Here is a 19,872-nt window from a genome sequence, read left to right on the forward strand (position 1 = left end):
ATTGATACTAACTATCAATATCATTATAGTGGTAACAAGGTCACAAAACAGTCATGACTTGTTTTAGATGCCGTTATTCGGCAGCTGTTTGCTGCATGATGTGTTCTCCACGGAGCAATGTTGCACCCAGATGCGTCAGCAGATGGCGACGGGGTTCCGGCTCCAGAAGATAGAAATGATCACCATCGAAGGTACGCAGGGAGAATGTATCTGTTGATACGTTGTTCCAATCTTGCATAACCGATACCGACACCTCGGGATCACGGGATCCAACATAGGCTGTAAGCGGACTATCCAGAGCTGTCTTTCCATCGTAGCTGTACTGCTCGGTCAATCGGAAATCAGAACGCAGCACAGGTAAAAGCAAAGCAAGTAACTCCGGACTACTTTGCACTTCCATGGGCATACCACCCAAAGAGACCAGATTACGTTTCAGGCTCTCATCATCCATGCCATACCGGAAGGGAGGTTCTGAAGGATTTTGCGGAGGACGGCGCCCAGATACAAAGACATGGACAGGAGCATATCCCCGGGAGCGGCTCAGAAAGCTGGACAGCTCAAAAGCCAGAAGGGCTCCCAAACTGTGCCCGAAAAGAGCAAAAGGGCGGTCTAGAAAAGACTCCAGCGCTACAGCCATCTCCGGTATTAGTGTCTCCATTACATCAATGGGAGGATCGGCAAAGCGCGTCCCCCGCCCTGGCAGCTCGACAGGACAAACCTCGATCCCTGCGGGGAGAAAACGTTCCCATCCCCGGTATACTGATGCACTCCCACCAGACCACGGCAAGCAAAAAAGACGGATAGCCGCATCAGAACCGACGGGACGTGTCCACGGCAGCCAGCGGCTGACTTTTCCTGCTTGCTCACTGACCAGCACTCTTGTCTTGATCTGTGGTGTTTGCACGGTAAGCTGCTCATGGAAAAGATGATCACGCTGCTTCAGGGCACGCTGCATTTCAGGCGACAGGCCATCCATGACACGGCGGATCTTGCGATATCGCATAAGCCTGTACACAATTTGCCCTCTCTCCATTGCGCAGAAGAGGGGGCTTCCGGGAGCAGCCCTGTATGTATCAAGAAAATCTGACAGTACCGCCGGCATGTGATCCACACGCTTGAAAAGCTGCTGTTCCGTATCCCCCAACTGACGCCGGGCAGCTAGGACATTGGCCGTAACATCCCGGTCATCGATCAACTCCAGACCCAAGGCATCAAGGGCAGCAACCATAGCGGGGACGGAACCCGCAGGAAGGACATCACCATATAAAAAAACACCATCCATCCGCAGAACACGAGCCACATGCCTTAAAAAGGCAGGCAGATCCGGATAAGCCCCCGCACTTTCGAGATTAACCAGAACATCAACGCTGGCATCAGGTTGAGGCAAGCAACAGGCATCAGCGATCTGGAAGCGAATACCCTGCAAGACGGCAAGAGAACGGCAGAAGGCGATATTCTCGGGGCAAAGATCAAGTCCGGAAAGACGCCGCGGCGAACAACGTGCTGCCAGTACTGACAAAAGCCCCCCGCGCCCACAACCGACATCCAGAATAGTCCGCCCATCTAGGGGGGTATCAGCCAACAGCTCGTGAACCAAGCGAATATGACGTGCGTTGGTTTCATATTCTGCTTCGCGGGCTGTGGCGCAAGACTGGATCGGCTCATACCCCCAATTCAGAAAAAGAGCCTGCTCTGCCAGGAAAGGATCGTCAGAGAGCGCACGATCCAGAAGGGCATAAACAGAACGATTCTCGGACAGACGGCATGATGTGCTCATAACGTGACCTCCGGAATACGACGCCCCTCATCGACATACAGGAAGGGATCGGGGATGGGAGGAGGTGGTGGATCCAGCGACACTTCACGCAATGGTCCCATCGCCTGCAGACAGGCCTGCCACGCGTGCCCCAGTGCAGCAGCATCGGCCAGAAGGCGCTGCTGCTGTGCCCGTTCAATTACGTCCCGCAACTCTGACAGCGCTGACAGGATAATGCCCGGAAACACGTCCCGCATGGCATCAATCAGGGATGCTCCCTGCGGATCTCCAAGAACCAAGGCCGTAGGACAGGAAAAATGCCGCTGATCTTTCTTGTTGGTCCAGTTGCCAAGAACAGAGGCACTGGCATCATCCCGCACATAGTCCGGTACATAGAGGGAGTGAGACCAGACGACCGGACCAAAGCTGTTTACCAGCTCCACACGGGCTTCCCTAGATCCTGCGGCAATGTTGTGCATCACCATTGCGTGATGATCCAGATCACGAGGGTCAACCCACCCCTGGAGATTCATGATCACAGGGACAGACCCAATCACAGCCCGGATGACATTGAATGGAGGAGGAGGCTTGTAATCCCGGCAGAAATCAGCAGGCCATGGCGGACAATCAAGAACCCGGAAACAACCCAGACCACCAAAGGCCCGCCCGAGCATATCAAGGGCTGAACACAAGAACTGTGGACTTGTGGTTAGTGTAATATAATCGGGATCCCTTACCTGTCGCCAAGCCTGCAAGCAGTCAATAAAACGCCGCGCGGCTTGGCTATGCGGATAGAACGTATTGACGTGCCAGCATGCCCGGCCCGCAGTTGCCGCATCATCCAGACGAGAAAGATCCGATGGGTGGACGGGATGCTCCTGCAAAACATGGATGCCCCGACGTAGCAAGGATTCAGCTACCCGCGTTCCCGGTCCGCCAAAGGCTGTGGACCGCAGAACAACACAGGCAATATCGATAGTGTCCGGCACTTCATCTGTGGAGGTATAAAGGGGAACACCCAAATCACGGGACAAGGCCTGCGAGCGTTCACTGCCGCGTGCGAGAATGCCTGATAGAACAAAACCGGCATCTTCCTCCAGCAAGGCCGATAAATACGTCTCACCGAAACGGGTTCCACACACGAGAGTTCTCAACGGCCGGCTCATGGCACCTGCTCCATATCGGGAACAGGTGTTTGTTCCACTGTCTCACCCTTATGCACCTGAAGCAGACGCTCCATATGCCCGGCCAGACCGGCAACCGTGGGATGATCAATGACAGCCTCGGGCGTAACCTTGATACCCAGTTCGATCTGGATTGTATGGCACAGGTCCAAGAACATAAGGGAATCCAGACCAAGCCGGATCAGGTTCTCGTCCTCGGAGAACCGCTCAAGCGGCAGATTCAGCAAGGTAGAAAGTCTCTGGCGCAACCATATCAGTGCATCTGTTTTCTCGGACGCTATGACATCCGGCTTGGTATCGTCCGGAACCAGTGCGGTTACGTGGGGCGAAACAAGAGCGGACAGATGGGCTGGAACCCGTGAGGTTTCTGCATGGTTAGCAACCTTGTTCCAGTCTGCCGCCATAGCAGCATAGACTGGGGCCGGACAAGCAAGTGTAGACTCCAACAAGTCAAGCGCCATCGCGGAAGACATTCCCAACATTCCGGATCGCTCCATTGTCTGTGCCAGAGCTTCCCGGTCTTCCTTCCGGATATCTCCCCAGAATCCCCAGGATATCGCTGTCGTAGGCTGTCCAAGCGCGGTCTGGCGCGAAGCCAGTCGTTCCAGAATGGCATTGGCCATGGCATGGGCCGCCTGCCCTGCCGGTCCCAGAACAGTTGCCGCAGAAGAGAAGTAAACAGTCTGACGGGGAATCAGCCGCCCGGAGAGCTTGCACAGAGCCAAGGCCCCACGAACTTTGGGGTGCAGAACTTTCTCCAAGATATCCCATGTCAGGGCTGCGACAGGAGAATCATGCAGAACACCGGCCAAATGCAAGAGAACACCAATCTGTTGACCTTCGGGCACAGCCCTGTCCAGCGCCTTGGACAGAACCTCGGGATGACCAGCATCGGCAACTGCCGTTGTGACGTTTATGCCCCCTTCCCTCAGTGCTCTCAGGGCCGGTGCCAAACCGGAGCCTGGCTTGTTACGCCCGACAAGAACAATATCCTTGTAACCCCTCTGGCCCAGCCGCTCGGCGACGGTCAAGCCCGTCTCGGAAATGCCGCCAATCAGGACCGCCACATCCCCGGAAACCGGTTGAAGGGGTTGTATTGCGGCAGCAACAGGCTCCAGCTTTTCGGCCAGAATACGACCCTCGCGCAGGGCAAAGTGCCCACCCCGGCAAGAGCGCAAGGCCTGATTCAGCAGGGCAATATCATCCCCCGCAGGATCACGATCCACAAGCGTCAGGGTAACAGATGGATATTCGGTCGCCATAACCCGCAACAACCCTGTCAAGGCTGCCTGCATGCTGTCCCCGGACACTGCGTCTGTTGATGTAACGCTCAAGGCACCACGTGTCAGAAGAGTTACGGCAACCGCTCCGTTTTCCTTTCGGGCAGAGACAACACGATCCCGCAGGTCAAGAGCTGACGCGACAAGACCCGCAAACGGATCATCATCGGATATAGGGCATGGCACCATGACAGGAGCTTGGTCAAGCTCTGACAAACCATCTGCTGAACCTACACACAAAAGAAGATCTGGCAGTGCCCCTGAATGATCAAGATCTTGCATGGGAACAGGACACAGACGGTACAGATATCCTTCTGTACGGGGCCGATCGTCGTGGTGAAGGCCAAACCATTCGAGTACAGGGCAACCGGCTGTATCAAGGCCGACCCCATGCCCCCCATGGTCAAGAATACGCATAACAGAACCGGGACGGCGTTGCAGGCGTTGGATATGGATGCGACCGTCCACAATACCTGGGCAGATCATGTCTGCCATCCGCCCGGACAGATCCTTGGGCTGACCACCCTCCGGTATTTGAATAGTCCCAGCGGTTCCAACACGAGCATACCCAACCCGGCTGGTCCCACAGCGCGAAAGCAAGATAATCTCCTTACCGGAAACATGCCCCTGTACCGGGCAAGGCAGGGCATGCAGATCCAAGGAAATATCTTCCAAGGCAAGGGTTGGAAGACCAACTTGCCCTGCGGTATCCCACAGTGTTTCGATCAAATCACCGGCCGATACAGCCCGGGAGGTTTCGCCGGAATCAGCGATTGCTGGTGTATGCGACAGGACGGCAGGCTGTCCTGGCATACGACACAACAAAACATGCTCGTGCAGGGCATCAGCCAGCACACTGCCCTCAGGGACAGCATCCAACACAGCAAAGCCGGCAGACAAGGCCGCAGCTCGCCAGCGTTCCACAGATGCAAAGACATTACCATCCCGGCTGTCGATATCATCCAGATTGGGAACAAGGGGACCAAAAACAAAGTCAAATAGCTTACGGTGCTGTGTGATTTCACGCATAATCACCACACCACCGGGGCGCAGGCAACCTGCCAGACGCTTCATCAAGGCATCCAAGTCCGACGCGTTGTGCAGCACATTAGCAGCAATGACAAGATCAAGGCTCTGTGCCGGAATGCCTTGGGCGTGCGGGTCCTTCTCCATATCAAAGGGGCGGTAGTCCATGAAGGGAAAAGCCGCAAACGTCGTACGTGCACGTGACAAGAACAAAGAACCAAGATCCGTGAAGATATAGCGCTCTACACGGTCAGTTGGCAGGGCATGGACAACATCCCACGTTGTTCCCCCTGTCCCGGCTCCTATTTCCAGAATAGACAAGGGGGTAGTACGCTTGACAGCCAGCGCTGCAACGGCCTTGGCCACAATTGCGTTTAACAGACGGGATTGGGCGCTGTGCCGATACATGGCGGCCACATCATCCGATGACCCATCGGGGAAAATGACCGAAACAGGATCAACCCGCCCGGACAACATATCTGCAAAAGCCGTCCCACCCCGCTTGATCACAGCCGCAAGTCGTTCATCACCTCTCTGCCGCAGGGCATCAAGAGCGGGAATGGTCTGATCCGGAGACAATGGTGTAAAGCCCGTATAAATCTTGCCTTCCTTGCGCAGCACGCCAATAGCAGCAAGATCACGCAGCAAACGTGCAACAAGTTGCCGGAACTTTGGCTTGATGGCTGTTGTCCGCAAAATATCGGCAACAGTACGCTGTTGATCAGGACTTTCAAAGCAACCCAGTGCTTTCAGGGCCTGCCCTACATACACAGCATGCAGCACTTCGGCGTAGTGCTCATCTTGCTGCAATGTGGTAACATCAAGGTCGGCCCGAATGGCCTCTGCACGCGCAGCAGACAAAGCAGCAGACCACCCCGTACCATCCTCATCATGGACTGACAATGTGGCAAGAGGAGGCTCGGGCGACCAGAATAGCTGCTCTTGCAAGGCCCGTGGCGTTAACCAGACCTTTCCTTTCCCTTCTCCTGTTATAGCTGCCGGAGGAACGCCCAAGCCCGCCTGGAAAGCCATGCCAAGGGCTGCTCCCACACTCAGGTTGGCCGGCACATCCGGCAGACAGGACTCAAGCCATAGATTCTTGTCTGTTACCCGGCTTTCCACAATACCAACACTGACGATGGCACGCACTCCCGCCCCAGAGGACAGATCAGGAAGACGCAGGGGAACCTGCATGTTTGCAAGCAACGTCTCCTGCATACGGTCTGCGTTGGCACTGACCAAAGCCTCACCGACAATCAGCTGGAAAGGTATAACCTCCGGTAACACGTGAATGGATGGCAAGGCACTATCCAGTGATGTCGCCTGCTGTCTGGCCCACAAGGCGGCCAAAGACAGTGCCTCCTCGTGCGACAGGACGCCCGCGACAGCCGCAGCAGCCAGAGCCGATGGGCCACATGCCACAATCTGGTCCGGCTTGAGCCCTGCCCCCAACCAGACTTCCGCCAAAGCAATATGCACAGCAATACCGGTTGCTAGAAGAGTGGCGGCGTCAGCCTGACCTGCTACAGATAGCAGGTTAAGCCCAGCATGTCCTGCAGAGATCAGGCTTGCCAGACGATCAAACGCCCGGCGGAATGTGGCATTGCTCTCATAGAGGGAACGGCCATGGGACAGACATTGGGCAGGATCTCCCGCAAACAGGAGTATGACCTGCGCGATTGATTCTGGCTGTTGGTGAAGCAGGGTTATTCCGGGTACCGAATCTACTGCGGCAATGCGATCCAGATTCTCCGCCAGTCCTATGATATCTGGTGCCGACAGGGAAAGACGCCAAGGAAGAACAGGCCTTGCTGCCGCAGTGCGCAGCAGGGCTGGCAACCGGTTTTCCTGAAGATCGGACAAATCATCCGCCCAACGCGCCGCTGTGTGCCGCAAGGCATCGGCGCCAGTTGCCGACAGCACAAGAACAGGCACCCCTGTCGGACAAGGCCCCACGGAAGGCTCGGCAACCGGTTCTGGCGCCTCCTCCAGCACGATATGGCAGTTGGTCCCCCCGATCCCGAAAGAACTGACACCAGCACGCCGTGGGCAATCCCCCTGCTTCTCCCAAGGAGAAAGCGTGATGGGAACATGGAAAGGCGAAGCCGAAAAATCGATATGGGGATTGGGTGCCTCATAGCCAGGCACAGGGGGAATTTGTCGATAATGCAAGGCCATGACGGCCTTCAGCAGCGAAGCTATTCCGGCTGCGGTATCGCAATGACCAAGGTTGGCCTTGACAGAACCAAGAGCACAAAAACCCCTTGCGTCCGTATCAGCACGGAACGCTGTCGTAAGGGCCTCAACCTCGATCGGGTCACCCAAGGGTGTGGCCGTACCGTGTCCTTCCAGCAGGGTAATGCTGCCCGCATCCACCTCGGCCATGCCAAGGGCCTCGCGGATGACAGCAACCTGACCATCCACCGATGGCGCCGTATACCCTGTTTTTGCTGCGCCATCATTGTTGACGGCTGACCCCCGTATCACGGCCAGCACCGGATCTCCGTCAGCCACCGCATCGTCCAGAAGCTTGAGCAAGACCACACCGGCACCATTGCCAATACTTGTTCCTTGGGCATTGGCGTCATAAGGCCGACACCGACCATCCGACGAGAAGATCATCCCCTCGTGGAACAGGTAGCCACTTTCCTGAGGGAAGGTCAGCGCCACCCCTCCGGCCAGAGCCATGGCACACTCGCCATTGCGGATCTGTTCGCAAGCTGTGTGGACGGCAACCAGGGAACTGGAGCAAGCTGTCTGCACGGTCACAGCCGGCCCGGTCAGTCCCAGTCGATAGGCAACACGCGAGGCTAGGTAATCCTTGTCGTTACCAATCAGGGCCTGCAAGGTCCGCGGAGCCCCGATACCAACCGTATCGGCACGGGTCCACAGACGATAGGTCCCCATACGTGCCGCACCAAAGACACCAATATTCATGCCCCGGGCCTGCCCGGCATAGCCGGCGCTGTCCAGGGCCTCCCAGGCCAAGGTCAGGAACAAGCGTTGTTGCGGATCAATGCTTTCAGCTTCCTGCGGAGAGAAACCAAAGAAAGCTGCATCAAAGTGCGCGGCACGTGGCACAATCGATGCCATCGGCACAAAATTAGGATTCTGCCGTATGGACTCCGGAACGCCGGCCTGGTCCAGTTCCTCTTTGGTTAATATTCTGGACAACAAGCGCCCATCAGCCAGATTCCGCCAGTAGGCCACGGGGGTCGGAGAATCTTGGAAACGGCATGCAGCACCAATCACAGCAACAGGTTGACAGGAGCCATAGTCGCGGCCACGCAAGGTCTTTTCGGGGCAATCAGAAACGGGACGGCTCATTGGGCAGGCTCCATGGAAGAATGAACTTTGGCTTTCAGGTCACGGCGACGGGCACGCCGCAGGCCGGCGTCTCCCTGTGCGGCAGCAACAAGTATCCCGGAACGGGTGCTGCCTTTGCTTCCTTGGCTGGCAGAGCGAAGGGTCAGTAGATGAGCAGCAAGAGCGGAAAGCGTCGGGTGGCGGAACAGGTCAACAACCCGGCACTCCAGACCCATGGTCTGGCGAATGGCCTGATGCAAACGCACCAAGGTCAGGGAGCCCAGACCAATTTCAAAGAATGTACGGTCACGGGGTGGAGCGGAAACCAGATTGCCAACAGATTGCACCAAAGCAGATAACTTTTTTTCCACATCCGCTCTATCCTTGTCTGCCGATTTGGATGCCACCGCGTGATACTGTGGAACCCGCTCTACGGGGGTATGTTGGAAGCGATCGAAGTTGTTTTCCGGTACATATCCGCGGGACGGGCGCTGCCATGGGGCCGAATCAGCCAGGGACACAAGGAAACGGCTGTATGCCTCAAAGGCTTCATCCAGAAGCCCTTCGGGGAACAGGCCCTGTACAGAGTCCCAGTTGAAGAACAACCCACCATCTTTTTCCAGAACCTGATGGTCCAGCCATGTCTGCGGCGTCTGGGTAATGCCAAATCCAAAGCGCCCGGGCAGATTATCCTCTCCAGTAGAAGAGCTGGCGCCGAGCCCGCTTGTAAACACCACCGGGAATGTCGGGGCCTGTTCTCGTCCGTGGTAGCGTGCAAAATCACGCAGCACACGAACCGCCGAGACCTGCATATGCCCGATATCGTCCCACAAACGTGCCTGCACAGCCCTTACCGTATCGACAAAAAGCTGCTGTGGATCGGGATCAATGGCCAACAGCACCAGCGATGTGAAGTCACCGATCAAATGATCAACATCAGGGTGCAAAGGAAGACGATTGAATAACGTCAGATTCAGGGTCAGATCACGGCGGGAACTGAAGGCCCCCAAAATAAGGCCATAAGCCGAAAGCAGAACAGCATTGGGCGTGACCCCGGCTGCTGTGGCATGTGCACGCAGGGCAGCCCACTGTTCGGGGGACAAACGTCCCTCACGGCGTTCAAACGTCGGCTTTTCAATACAATCCGGATCCATGGCCAAGGGAAGGTCCGGCGCCGGTGGCAAATGCTCCATGCGCTGTAGCCACCATGCGAGGGAACGGCGCCACCGGCCCGACCCCTGTATACCTTCAACAGCGCATAGATAGTCCCGGAATGACAGGCTAGGGACAGACAAGGGCGCTGTACGCGGATCATCCATGCGGGCCAGAAACAACCACATACGCAACAGCATCTGTATGCTGCGACCATCGCAAATAATATTATCAATTCCAAAAAAGATCCGGACTCGACTTTCTGCTGCCTGGATTACCCTAATATCAAACAGAGGCCATTGTTCTGTGGGCCGAACCTGATGTGACATATCCTGTCGCCAGGCCAGCGTGTGCTGCTCGCAGGCTGACGGGGACAGTGTTCGTCCATCGATTATGGACATCGCGTAATCAGGAACCGTTTCAAGAACCCGCTGTTGGCCATCATCATCGACCACGGCACGCAGCATGTCATGACAATGTACCAAGCGGTTCCAAGCTACAGAGAGCTGAACGGGATCCACATCATCCACGTCGATCTCAAGGTACAACCAGGTTGAAATGCCGCTAATCTGGCGCCCAACCCAATAGGCTTCCTGGACGTCCGTCAAGGCAAACGGACGAAAACGATCCTGCGGCGCCGGGACCAATACTGGCAGGGCCTCTTCCTCGCAGGATTCAGCCGCATCGATCCGGGTGGCAAACGCGGCAAGAACTGGGGCATCAAAGACATCCCGCACCCGGATATCCTTGTCCAGCTCGCTACGGACCCGCTCGACTAGACGAACGGCGGTCAGGCTGTCTCCACCCAGATCGAAAAAGCTGTCTTCCCGCCCAAGCCCCTCAACACCGAGCACCTCGCGCCACAGGACAGCCAATTTCTGCTCGGTCGCGGTCACAAGCGAAGAGGAGCGACGACGCATACCGTTTCCAACCGGTTTGGGCAATGCCTGACGATCCACCTTGCCGTTCGATGACAGGGGAACAGAATCAAGAAGAAGAAAGGCCGAGGGCATCATGTAAACCGGTACCCGTTCCGACAGGTAGTCCTGCAACACATTGACCGTGAACCCACGGGCGGACACCGGAGAGCATGCGGCAAGAACATGCACACCGGGATTCATATCTGCATGCGTTGACAAGGGGACAGCACGGACAACCGGCCAGCCTGCTGCAGAAAACATACGTTCCCAACCTTGCGGATCCAGAAGGGGTTGCCCCACCTGTTGACGGTGATCTTCCAGATGACGATACCCTTCTTCCAGCAAGGCAACGGTAACACCTTGCAGCGGACTGCTCCGTGTTATCTCCGGCGCCAGTACAAGGCCACCAGGTACCAGAACGCGTGACAGGAAACCCAGCAATTGCGGAATGTTGCGACTGCGATGCAGGGCATTGCACGCAATGACCACATCAAATCCGTGCAGCGGGAACCCCTGAAAGACCGGATCCTGATCCGGATCAAGCAAGGAAAAATCGATCGCAGGACCATGAACTGTATCCAAGACCTGACGGGCACGATCTAGGAACAGCCGGGATGTATCAGTTACCGTATAGCGCAGAGTATTCCCTAGGCCCTCTAGGATTTCCCGGGTGGCAAGCCCACCCCGGGCCCCGATTTCCAAAACCCGGAGAGGTTGTTCTAATGTAGCCTGCCCGGCTCTATCGGCCAGCACAGCATGAACAGCGGCCAGTCCCCTCTCATACAGGGGGTCAAGGCGGGCCAGATATTCCGGAGACAACACATCATCGGCACCATAGAACAGGGCCAAAGGATCTTCTTCGCCCCGGAGCACAGACAGCCTCATCCCCGATCCCTGTTTGAGGGATGCCAGAATACGAGCAGGGAAACCAACATGGCGGGCTTCATTGGCCAGATCATCCCACGAACGGTTCTCCAGGCCAGAAGGCGCCAGAAGATTATCATCGTGACCAACAAGCTCGCCGGTCTCCAGCAACACGGCAAGCCAGCCCGTGGCAACAGACGTGAAACGATCGTCGCAACGCAGAATGCGGAACACATCATCTCGCGCAAGACATGGAGCCGGCTCGACGAACAATCCTGCCGCAAGCAAGGTATCACGCACGCATTGGCGCGCGACTTCGGTCATCAGGGTCCACAGGGCTTCATACGCGGCGGGCGTCTGGCCGGGAATCGGGCAACCTGCAACGACATGCAGGCCAGATACCACCTGCCCATGCTCTTCTCGTACGGCGTCGGGATCACGGGAAAGATCAGGCAGAAAACATGGGGCCGCATCCATATGGGCAGGATCAATCGTAAACCATGCAACCAGACGCTTGATCTCACCATCTTGGCCCAGAGCATCAACAACAGCATCCCGGACAGCTGGATGAGACAGTAATGCCGCCTCAATCTCTCCTGCTTCAATACGATGGCCGGCAATCTTGACCTGATGGTCCTTGCGTCCCAGAAACTCGATCACCCCATCGGGCCAGTAGCGGGCCATATCACCGGTGCGATACAAGCGCATACCGTCATCAGGATGACAGGGAAAACTGGCGGCTGTTTTTTCCGGGTCGCCGGCATATTCCTTGGCCAGCCCGATCCCGGTAATATAGAGATCACCGGGCACCCAGTCCGGACGATCATTGAGGCCGGAATCCAGAATGCGATAGCCTTGGTTGGACAAAGGGTAACCATACGGGACAGAGCGCCAATGTGGCTCAACCCGATCAACCAGAAACCAGTTGGACCAAATGGATGCCTCTGTCGCCCCACCCATGCAGACCAGACGCACATGCGGCGAAAAAGTGCGCAGCCGCTCGGGAAGTGACAGGGGAACCCAGTCCCCGGACAACATGACCACCTGCAGCCCCCCGACAGCAACAGGGTCTGCTTCGGTCAACAACATATCCAGCAATGCCGGGACAGAATTCCATACGGTTACGCCATGTTGACGACACAGGCGGGACCAACGCGCCGGATCACGCCGATCATCTTCGTGCGGAAGAACCAGTGTTGCGCCGCATGCAAAAGTGCCGAAAATATCGTACACAGACAGGTCAAAAGACAGGGAAGACAGCCCGAAGATCCGGTCCTTGCACGTCACGCCAAAGCGATTATTGACATCAATAACGGTATTAAGAGGCCCCCGGTGATCGATTACAACACCTTTGGGAACGCCGGTCGATCCAGATGTGTAGATAATATATGCCGCATCTTCGGGATGAGTGGCAGCAGGCTCTGGCACCGTATCAGGGTAACGGAACAGGGCAGCCTCGGAAACATCAAGAACATAGCGTTTTCTACCTTCGCCAAACCGTGCTGCAAGCTCTGCGTGGCGCCAAGACTGGACCAGGAGCACCGTAATATCCGCGCTGTCCAGAATACCGGAAACCCTGAGATCCGGCCACGCGGGATCAATTGGAACATAAGTATGACCAGCCGCCAGAACACCAAGAACAGCAGCAACCTGTTCCGGTCCCTTTTCCATCAAGACAGCAACCCGCTGACCGTGGACAGATTGAGCAAGCGCCCCCCGAACAGCATGGGCAATCCGTGCGGACCATGCAGCCATTTGTCCATACGACCAAGTTGTATCATCTCCGCCAACAAGGGCGGTCTGGTCTGGATTCTCCCGTGCCTTCCGGAAGAACGGCTCATGCAGCAATCCTTCGGGTACTGATGCATGCGTGCTATTGACCACAGCCCGAACCCGGCGCTGTTCATGTGGCAAAAGAGGCCCAACAGGATGCGACCACGTTGCTCTGTCCTGTCCCAGACGCTCAAGAAGAGCACAATAAGCCTCAAACATGGCCCGGGGCATGCCTTCGGGGAACAAGGCCTCAACCATATCCCAGTTGATTACCAAGGAGCCGTCTGCCGCCTCGGACACCTGTTGGTCAATCCAGACTTGGGGTGTTTGGGTTACAGCACGAACCAGATCCCCCAAGACGGAATCAGCCCTGTTACTCTGCGATGGGGGAATTGTGCCCAGCTGGCTGGTAAACACAACCGGCATCAGCATTTTCCGTTGGTCACGGCTACGAGCCATATCCCGCAACACATCAACAGCAGAAAAGGCTCTGTGTTCCAAGGCCTCCATCATATCCGCAAACACCGTGCGTGCATTGTCGATAAAAGCAGCACGACCATGACGGTCTACACCCAGTAATACGACCGACGTGAAATCACCGACAAGGCGTGGAACATCAGGGTGCCACAGGCGACGATCAAAAATTGTTAGGTTCAGTGTAAACCGGGAAGAGGCACTCCAGGCCGCAAGGACATCAGCAAAAGCAGACACAAGAAGGGCCGCCGGAGTTATGCCCGAAAGCGCCGCCTGATCCTTGATTACAGACCAGAGCCCGGCTTTTAGACGTGCACTATGACGTACAAAGACAGGGTTGGTTATTGTGGCAGGATCAACGGCCAACGGAAGGTCAGGCGCTGGAGGCAAAGCATCAAGGCGGTTCGTCCACCACGCGCGCGCTGTATCGCGTTCTGCAAGAAAATCCTGCCTGTACTGACGTGCCAGAACATAGTCACGGAATGACAGTGATAGGGGCAACAAACCAGCATGCTCTGGATTGGCACCATGCCGGCACAGGGCTTCCAGTTCATCCCAGACAATCTGGCTGGATGTTGCATCGATGATCAGCATGTCAATGCTCAAATGCAGGCGTGTTTTCCCACCGGGCATCCGGGTTACCCGAACATCAAACAGAGGCCAACACTCTGTTAAGAGGACCTGATTTTCCATTTCATCACGCCAAGCCTGTACGTGGGCCTCGACAGATGCCACATCGGCTCCGGACATATCAACAACCGGAACATGATACCGGGGCACATCAGGCAGAATATGCTGACGTCCATCGGCATCAATAACCAGCCGCAGCGCATCATGGCGCTGAATCAAGACATTCCAGGCATCTTCCAGACACTGGGGATCAAGTGTGATACTTTCGGTTTCCAGATAGGCATGGCACGCAATATTGCCCATCGCAAAAGCCTGACTACGGCCCGCCCAGTACGCATACTGCAGCTCGGTCAGAGGGAATGGCTGGTATCGGTTCGAAGCATCGGGAATCAGATCAGCATCATGCTCGCGAGGCGTTTTTCTCTCCTGCGTCATCAATGCGCATAGATAACGACTGATAGCATCCGGTGTCGGTGTCTCGAAAACAGGGCGCAGGGCACAGGAAATGGCCAGAAGTTGGTTGACGGAGCGGACAAACTCCATGGCCAGAATGGAATCAAGGCCAATGGATAGCAGGTCCTGCCCCGGCAGTAGGCGCTGTGGCTCAATCCTCAGAATACGCGACAGCAGGTGCGTAACCAGATCCAGCATACCGGCTACATACTGCTCTGGCCTCATGCTGGCCAAGGCCGTTACAAGATCCTGTTCGGATGCAGCGACAGGGGGCAGACGGTACGCCGGATCAGAACCTGTGCGGGCCGTTGCCACGTCACGCACATCAATGTGCTGCTCTTCTGTGGATACACCCTGATAAACACGCCTTGCAGGCATCCAGTACGAGCGACGCTCAAACGGATACAGGGGCAAATGCTCGGGCGGCAGAACGGGCCCCCGTGAAACCACAGACCAGTCAGGATTGACTCCGGCCTCATACAACTTGGCCAGAGTATCCAGAATGGTAACAGCATCACAGGTATCCCGGCGCAGGGATGACAGGGATACCGGCATCTCGTCCAGCGCCATTGATACAAGGGTACGGCGGATCAAGGGAGTCAGAACAGCTGCCGGGCCAATTTCCAGAAGAACCGAACAGCCATGCGCAATCGCAGCCTGAACAGCGGGCACAAAGGAAACCGGGTTACGGGCATGATCACGCCAGTAAGCCCCACGGCCCATTCGTTCCGGATCAACATATGAGCAGTCAACAGTGGACCACATGGGAATGCGCGGTTCTGATGCCTGCAATGCGGAGGCGGCCTGTTCAAGATGATCCAGAACGGGATCCATCAATGGAGTATGGAAGGCATGGGATACATCCAGCATCCGCACTGACAGGCCACGTTCTTTCAAGGGTTTCAAAAAAGACTGCAGGGCCTTGTCGTCTCCACCAATGACAATATCTTCCGGCCCATTGATTGCCGCAATTGCCAAGGTCGGGCTGTCTTCCTGCAGCAGGAGATCCGTAGCTTCGTCCGGTTTCATACGCAGGGCCGCCATGGCCCCACCTGCCGGCAATGCCTGCATCAGACGTCCGCGCTCAACAACCAAACGTGCTGCCTGTTGCAAAGGCAGAATACCGGCGATCACAGCAGCCTGGAATTCACCGACGGAATGCCCGATAATGAAATCAGGTTGAACACCCAGATCAATCCACATCCGAGCCAAAGCGTATCCAACAGCAAACAGGGCCGGCTGATCATATTGAGTCTGTCCCAAGCGGGTGTCCGATTCTGCAAACAGCAGTTCTGTTACCGGGAACCCCAGACAAGGCTCCAGCACAGCAGAAACCTCGTCCAGAGCAGACCGGAACCGCGGCTCAAACGCATACAGGCCACGCGTCATACCCGGATACTGGGTTGATTGTCCGGAGAATACAAAACCAATGCGTGGCGCGGTCAGAGACCGGCGGAATTGGCCAGAAATACGCGACAACGCCTGAACCAACTCATCCCGGTTTCGCCCCACAACAGCCCGACGTATTGGCAGATGTGAACGGCAACGGTGTGCTCCATTCAGAAGAGGTGCCAACGGAATCCCGGCGCTGGCCACGCGTTCTGCATACTGGTGTGACAGCACTTCCAAGGCATGGGGCGACGATGCAGACAAGGCCAGCATCCAGGCTGGTCGATCCGGATCCGATGCAGATGTTGTTCCATCATGTTGGGCAGGGGCACTTTCAAGAACAGCACAGGCAATCGCCCCGGTAAAACCAAAGGACGAAACAAGGGCACGTCGCGGTGCCTCTCCCGCCCGATCCGGCCACGGTTCTGGCTGAGCAGGAAGACGCGCGGGGATGTCCTGTAGCGCAATCGCTGGATTGACGGTCTGAAGATTGCCATGCGGAGGCAAGATGCCACTCTCAAGTGCCAGAATCGTTTTGACAAGCCCGGCAATGCCGGCTGCAGCCTCCAGATGCCCAATATTGGTCTTGACCGACCCCATCAGCAGAGGAGTCGAACGGTTGCCATCAGCACCAAAAATGCGGGACAGCGCATTGAACTCGATTGGATCGCCCAGACGTGTCCCGGTTCCGTGCAACTCGACGTAATCAATGGCATCCGGCGACAGACCTGAACGTCGAAGAACCTGCCGGATCATGGCCTCTTGGGCATGGCCATCCGGCACGGTCAATCCGGCGCGGGCACCATCCTGACGGACGACAGACTGGCGAATGACAGCCCGGACCCGGTTGCCATCAGCAAGGGCATGCGACAGGGGCTTTAGGACAAGAACGGCACATCCCTCACCCCGGACATAACCATCGGCATCCTTGTCAAAGGTTTTGCAGCGTCCATCAGGCGCCAACATACCAGCCTTGTGCAGAGACAGGTCAATTTCAGGCAGGATCTGGACCTTGACCCCGGCCGCCAGAGCAAGGGAGCATTCCCCTGCCCGTAACTCCTGACACGCCAAGTGCACAGCAACCATCGATGCAGAACAAGCCGTATCAAGACTCAGGGCTGGGCCCTCAAACCCTAGGACATAGGACAGCCGACCGGCCGCCGCAGCAGTTGAGATACCGGGGGCATAATGAACATCAAAAGGATCAGCATCCCCGGACAGAAACGGCAGATGCGCATATTCACTCCCGCTGATACCAACAAAGACCCCCGTATCACTGCCTCTCAAGGATCCGGGATCAAGACCCGCATCTTCCAAGGCATGCCAAGAAACTTCCAGCAGATGACGATGTTGGGGGTCAATAGAAATGGCCTCTCGCGGGCTGATCCCGAAGAACGCTGCATCGAAGCCATCGATGGTTTCCAGAAAGGCACCATACCCCGGAATTGGCAAGTCCACATCATAACGACCCTGCGGCACCGGACGTACCGCATCTCCCCCATCCAGAAGAAATGCCAGAAACTCATTGGGAGATTCAGAATCTTGATCCGTTCCGGTTGGCATCATCAAGCCGATACCAATAACCGCGATGGGCTCCGCGCTCCCTGTTGGTAATAAGAGTGGGCGAACCGGATCCGGATCTGGTTGTGTATCCCGCTTTCCTTCCAGCCACGCGACAAGAGCATCCATGTTGGGGTTGGAGAACAGAAGTGTATCAGGCAAACGCAACCCCAATGTCTTTTCCAAGCGTCCGATCACATCCAGCGCAGTGACAGAATCCAGCCCCAGATCAAAGAAGCCGGCTTGTGGGTCCAGTGCCTGTGGATCAACACCTCCTAAAGCCCGGGCAACCAGCTGTTGCACCATTTGACGCAAAGATGCGCCCCCCATACCTTCCGGGGCGTTTTCAGCGAAAAGGCGGCTGTGTAAAGAGACCAAGTTGCCATCAAGCCAGGCCTGACGGACAGCCTTGCGCCGAACCTTGCCCGAGGTTGTTCTCAGCAGAGTTCCCTTGCGGATAAAGGTTATAGCGTGCACCGGTATCCCGTGTTGACGCCCGATATCCTGACGCACCTGTTCCATCAACGCCGGCAAGTCGCCTTTGCGCAGGGCTTCTTGGACCACAACCAAGGCTTCCCCACTTTCGGTCTGGATGGAGAAAGCGGCCCCTCCTCCCGGGACAAGGCGAGGGTCAAAATCGCTGACGGTTTTTTCAATATCGTTTGGATAGTGACAACGCCCACGAAAGATCATGACATCCTTCAGGCGCCCGGTAATGTAAAGCCTACCCTCATAAAGTATTCCCAAGTCGCCGGTACGGAGATAACGGTTTCCAGCCAAGAGATGATCTTTTTTGACATTCAGGACAGCACCAAAAACTTCACCGTCCGGGTCGGACTTGTTCCAGTAGCCCGCAGCAACTGAAGGTCCGGATACCCAGATCTCGCCAACCCTGTCCTCAGTAACAGGCATTCGGGTTTCAGGATCGACAATCTGTATATCCTGCCCATCAAAATCCGATCCACAAGATACATAGGCCCTGCTTTCCTTGTCCTGCGGTGTCCCGCTGACAACACGGTTCTGCTCCAGGGCCTCAACGTCAAACCACCGGGTAACAGGACCACCATGCATTGTGCATCCTGAGACCATCAGAGTTGCCTCGGCCAAGCCATATCCGGGCCTGACCGCTTCCCGCCGTAGTCCAGCAGGTGCAAAGGCTTCAATGAAAGCATCCAGCATCAGGGGATCAACAGGTTCTGCCGCTGGCACGGCCACCTCAACCCGCGACAAGTCCAGTGCAGAAAGCCGTTCTGGTGTCAGCGCATCCAGACACGCTCTAAAACCAAAAGATGGCCCCGGAAGCACCGTGGCAGAGAAATGCGTTGCTGCCTCCATCCACGTCAGTGGATCACGTGTAAACATGGCTGGCGGCATCACAACACTGCGTGCCCCATGCAGAAGCGGCGCCAGAACCCCCATGATCAATCCCATGTCATGAAACAGGGGCAACCACGTGACGGTTACACTGTCATGCTGCTGCAAACCATTGGCCCGACCAATAAAGGCACTGTTTACAAGCAAACCGGCATGCGTGTTGACAACCCCCTTGGGATCTCCGGTTGAACCGGACGTATATTGCAGGAAGGCAACCGTAGCAGGCGATACATCAGGGCAGGCCCAGACTTCTGGGTCCGGAAGACCAGCATCAGTGACCAGCACCTTGCATCCAACTGTACGGCAAAGTTGGTCAAGAGCCTCTGCGGAATCCTGTGCTATATGTCCGGTGGTCAGAAGAAAGCCCGGCCGGCAATCCTTGGCTATGGGCACTACTTTCGGCAACACGCGGGACACACGGGCCGACCCCGGTAAATTGACCGGAACAGCAATAACGCCGGCATACAGGCACCCCAGAAGGCCAATAACATAATCAGCACCAGAGGGAAACAAAAGCAGAGCCCGGTCACCCGGTTTGCACCTCTGCTGCAAGGCAGATGCCAACGCGCGCGCCTTAAGGGAAAGATGGTGCCGGGAAAACGTATCCCCGGAACCATCAAGGGTCATGAATGTTGCAATCTCATGATCAGGATGGCTGCGGGCATTGTCCTCCAAAACCTCAACTAGACTGGAAGCACAGGCAATGTGTTCAGAACGGGATACAGACATAT

General features: G+C 56.3%; 4 protein-coding genes. All 4 read right to left on the reverse strand.

Translation table 11 applies throughout. The features are described from left to right. Window positions 1–73 precede the first annotated feature (73 nt). The 4 genes from AY555_RS10625 to AY555_RS10640 are packed head-to-tail and all read right to left on the reverse strand — an operon-like array spanning window position 74 to window position 19,870. Window positions 74–1,777 (reverse strand): alpha/beta fold hydrolase, encoded by a 1,704-nt coding sequence (locus tag AY555_RS10625; RefSeq protein WP_066137144.1) that lies wholly within the window; start codon window positions 1,775–1,777, stop codon window positions 74–76. Next, window positions 1,774–2,922, reverse strand: coding sequence for a Gfo/Idh/MocA family oxidoreductase (locus AY555_RS10630; RefSeq protein ID WP_082812152.1), 1,149 nt, complete (start codon window positions 2,920–2,922; stop codon window positions 1,774–1,776). Before AY555_RS10630 ends, AY555_RS10625 begins: the two co-directional genes overlap by 4 nt. After that, on the reverse strand, window positions 2,919–8,573 hold the full coding sequence (locus AY555_RS10635; RefSeq protein ID WP_066137148.1) for a type I polyketide synthase: 5,655 nt from the start codon (window positions 8,571–8,573) through the stop codon (window positions 2,919–2,921). Before AY555_RS10635 ends, AY555_RS10630 begins: the two co-directional genes overlap by 4 nt. After that, window positions 8,570–19,870, reverse strand: coding sequence for a hybrid non-ribosomal peptide synthetase/type I polyketide synthase (locus AY555_RS10640; protein WP_066137149.1), 11,301 nt, complete (start codon window positions 19,868–19,870; stop codon window positions 8,570–8,572). Before AY555_RS10640 ends, AY555_RS10635 begins: the two co-directional genes overlap by 4 nt. Window positions 19,871–19,872: the final 2 nt, after the last annotated feature.

It is taken from the genome of Haematospirillum jordaniae (genome assembly GCF_001611975.1).
In the GTDB taxonomy this organism is placed as follows: domain Bacteria; phylum Pseudomonadota; class Alphaproteobacteria; order Rhodospirillales; family Rhodospirillaceae; genus Haematospirillum; species Haematospirillum jordaniae.

What these genes read in the sequence shown, in the direction of transcription:
- AY555_RS10625 (WP_066137144.1), bottom strand. Translation starts at nt 1,777, where the DNA reads ATGAGCACATCATGCCGTCTGTCCGAGAATCGTTCTGTTTATGCCCTT.
- AY555_RS10630 (WP_082812152.1), bottom strand. Translation starts at nt 2,922, where the DNA reads ATGAGCCGGCCGTTGAGAACTCTCGTGTGTGGAACCCGTTTCGGTGAG.
- AY555_RS10635 (WP_066137148.1), bottom strand. Translation starts at nt 8,573, where the DNA reads ATGAGCCGTCCCGTTTCTGATTGCCCCGAAAAGACCTTGCGTGGCCGC.
- AY555_RS10640 (WP_066137149.1), bottom strand. Translation starts at nt 19,870, where the DNA reads ATGTCTGTATCCCGTTCTGAACACATTGCCTGTGCTTCCAGTCTAGTT.